The 1435-nt window shown below is 73.3% G+C and carries 1 protein-coding gene and 1 pseudogene; both read right to left on the bottom strand.

What is annotated here, in order from left to right:
- Positions 1-9: 9 nt before the first annotated feature.
- A pseudogene (locus B9S61_RS07675) lies at positions 10-611 on the bottom strand (RNA polymerase sigma factor).
- Positions 612-772: 161 nt separating this feature from the next.
- A partial coding sequence (locus B9S61_RS07670) for a DUF3152 domain-containing protein (RefSeq protein WP_103541566.1) occupies positions 773-1435 on the bottom strand: 663 nt, incomplete at its 5' end.

Raw genomic sequence — 1435 nt, 5'->3', positions numbered from 1 at the left:
GGCCGACAGTCACGTCGACTCACCCAGCGTCCGCGGCGGCTCATCCGTCACACCCTCGGCTCCGAGCTGCCGGGCCAGCCGCTTCAGGCCCCGGTACGCGGCCGTCCGTTGCCGAGCACCCGGGCGGCGGCGGGACCGTCGAGACCGACGACCACGCGCAGCAGCACGGCCTCGGCCTGGTCCCGCGGCAGTCCGCCGACCAGTTCGAGGGCGTACTCGGTCGACAGGGCCTCCATGGCCTGGTCGTGGGTGCTCTGCGGCCCGGGCAGGTCGAGTACGTCCTGCTCCAGGACCGACGGCCGGGGCCGCACCCGCTGCCGGCGCAGATGGTCCAGCGCCCGGTGCCGGGCGATGGTCGCCGTCCAGCCCCGGAAGCCGGCCCCGTCCCCCTTGAACCGGCCCAGGTCCCGGGCGATCTCCAGCCAGGCGTCCGACATCACGTCCTCGGCGTCGTCCCCGACCAGACCGCGCACATAGGCGAGCAGCCCCGGCTGCACGATCCGGTAGGCCACCGCGAAGGCCGCCTCGTCCCCCTGCTGGGCCCGCCCGACGGCCGCGCCCAGCTCCCCGTCGTACGCCCCTGCGCGGCGGGAATCCCCTCCGTGACCCAAGAACCGTCCTCGTCCGTACCGAGCGTGTAGCGCACCGCTATGGCTTGGCGTGAACGCGTCCGACCGCGCCCACGCCCTCACGGTGATCAGCGTCCGGCGCGACGAATGTGTCACAGCTCGTCAGACGCCTCGTGCGGCACGTCCGGGCCGGTGAGGGACCCTCAGGGGACGGAGGGTCCGCCCAGGTACGTGCCGTCGCGCCCGTAGGGCCAGGCGTTGGCGACGCAGCCGTCCAGGCCCTTGATCTGCTGCATCATCGCGGGTGCCGGACGGCCGGGCCCGGGGCAGCCCTCGTGGCCGCGTCCGATGCGGTGGCCGACCTCGTGGTTGACGATCAGCGCCCGGTACTCGCCGATCGGCCCGTCGAACTGCGGTGAGCCCAGCACCCACCGCTTGAGGTCGACCACCACGTCCGTGCCCACGCTGCAGTTGACCTCACCGCGGGTCAGCAGCCCGGCGGCACCGCAGATGCGGTCCGTCGTACCGGGTGTCGCGATCTTCACCACGAAGTCGTACGACCCGGAACCGACGAGCCGGAAGGAGTTGACACCGTCCCTGGTCCAGCCCCGGCGGTCGGCGAGAACCGCCGAGACCTCGGCGGCGGCCTCGCTCGCCGGGATGTCGATGCCGTCCTCGACCAGCACCTTGTAGCGCCGGACGCGACTGTCCGTACCGACGGCCGAACCGTCGGTACGGGCGGTGGTGAACGTGCCGGGTCCGGTGGCCGGGACATCGGTCTCCGTGGCGGATGCCGGTGCGGATGCGGATGCGGAGGCCGGCGGGTTCGTGGAGGGGGAGGACGGGGAGGCGGGCGGGGAGGACTC

The sequence above is a fragment of the Streptomyces sp. SM1 genome, from assembly GCF_002910825.1.
In the GTDB taxonomy this organism is placed as follows: domain Bacteria; phylum Actinomycetota; class Actinomycetes; order Streptomycetales; family Streptomycetaceae; genus Streptomyces; species Streptomyces okerensis.
Note: the sequence above shows the minus strand (reverse complement) of the source record. Positions and strands in the feature narration are given on the sequence as shown.